This is a genomic window from Flavobacterium proteolyticum (assembly GCF_015223105.1).
Classification (GTDB): Bacteria; Bacteroidota; Bacteroidia; order Flavobacteriales; family Flavobacteriaceae; genus Flavobacterium; species Flavobacterium proteolyticum.
Map to the genome: position 1 here is coordinate 1 of NZ_JADFTZ010000013.1, position 1996 is coordinate 1996.

Below are 1996 nucleotides of genomic sequence, written 5' to 3' on the forward strand. Positions count from 1 at the left end.
GCTGCAATAGTATTCAATGGTGTTACTGTGATTGTTCCTGTAGCTGTTGCTGGTGGACATCCGCCTGTTGTAGTAACAGTATAGTTGAAAGTACCACTCGCTGTTGGAGTTCCACTAATAGTTACAACGTTAGCTGCCCATGAACCTGTAACTCCTGCTGGTAAGCCAGTAAAGGTTGCGCCAGTTGCTCCGGTTGTTGCTAGGGTGATATTTGTAATTGCACTGTTAACACAAACTGTTTGGCTTGTTCCTGCTGCAATAGTGTTCAATGGTGTTACTGTGATTGTTCCCGTAGCTGTTGCTGGTGGACATCCACCTGTTGTAGTAACTGTATAGTTGAAAGTACCACTCGCTGTTGGAGTTCCACTAATAGTTACAACGTTGGCTGCCCATGAACCTGTGACTCCTGCTGGTAAGCCAGTAAAAGTAGCTCCGGTTGCTCCGGTTGTTGCTAATGTAATATTTGTAATTGCACTGTTAACACAAACTGTTTGGCTTGTTCCGGCTGCAATAGTGTTCAATGGCGTTACTGTGATTGTTCCTGTAGCAGTTGCTGCTGGTGAACAACCTCCTGTAGTAGTTACAGTGTAGTTGAACGTTCCACTTGCAGTTGGTGTACCACTGATTGTGAATACTCCCGCAACAAAAGAACCAGTAACTCCTGCTGGTAATCCAGTAAATGTTGCGCCGGTTGCATTTGTAACAGAATAAGTGATATTCGTAATTGCACTATTAACACAAACTGTTTGACTTGTTGTAGGAACCGCTGAAGTTAAAGTTATTACAGGTAAAGGAGTTATCGTAATATCAAAAGTACTGCTACCAGCTGCTCCACATACTGTTGCTCCATAGAAATATGTTACAGTATATGTTCCTGCTGTACTTAAACCAAGATTAATTTCACCTGTAGTACCATTAATAGATAAACCTGGAGATGAACTATAAATACCCCCTGTTGTGAAACCAACCACTGTTGTTGGAATTGGGTTAGTTCCGTTAATACAAACTGGTGTAGAGTAACTAAATCCTGTTACTGGAACAGCTGTTGGATTAACAGTTATTGTTCCTGTAGCTGTTGCTGGTGGACATCCACCTGTTGTAGTAACAGTATAGTTGAAAGTACCACTCGCTGTTGGAGTTCCACTAATAGTTACAACGTTTCCTGCCCATGAACCTGTAACTCCTGCTGGTAAGCCAGTAAAGGTAGCGCCTGTAGCTCCGGTTGTTGCTAATGTAATATTCGTAATTGCACTGTTAACACAAACTGTTTGGCTTGTTCCGGCTGCAATAGTATTCAATGGTGTTACTGTGATTGTTCCTGTAGCTGTTGCTGGTGGACATCCGCCTGTTGTAGTAACAGTATAGTTGAAAGTACCACTCGCTGTTGGAGTTCCACTAATAGTTACAACGTTAGCTGCCCATGAACCTGTAACTCCTGCTGGTAAGCCAGTAAAGGTTGCGCCAGTTGCTCCGGTTGTTGCTAAAGTGATATTCGTAATTGCACTGTTAACACAAACTGTTTGGCTTGTTCCTGCTGCAATAGTATTCAATGGTGTTACTGTGATTGTTCCTGTAGCTGTTGCTGGTGGACATCCGCCTGTTGTAGTAACAGTATAGTTGAAAGTACCACTCGCTGTTGGAGTTCCACTAATAGTTACAACGTTAGCTGCCCATGAACCTGTAACTCCTGCTGGTAAGCCAGTAAAGGTAGCTCCGGTTGCTCCGGTTGTTGCTAGGGTGATATTTGTAATTGCACTGTTAACACAAACTGTTTGGCTTGTTCCTGCTGCAATAGTATTCAATGGTGTTACTGTGATTGTTCCTGTAGCTGTTGCTGGCGGACATCCACCTGTTGTGGTAACTGTATAATTGAAAGTACCACTCGCTGTTGGAGTTCCACTAATAGTTACAACGTTAGCTGCCCATGAACCTGTAACTCCTGCTGGTAAGCCAGTAAAGGTAGCGCCTGTAGCTCCGGTTGTTGCTAAAGTGATAT

The 1996-nt window shown here is 43.3% G+C and carries 1 protein-coding gene; it reads right to left on the reverse strand.

Going from position 1 to position 1996, the window contains the following annotated elements:
- Window positions 1-1996 (reverse strand): beta strand repeat-containing protein (locus IM755_RS12735; RefSeq protein WP_394368310.1); only part of this gene is annotated, 1996 nt, incomplete at both ends.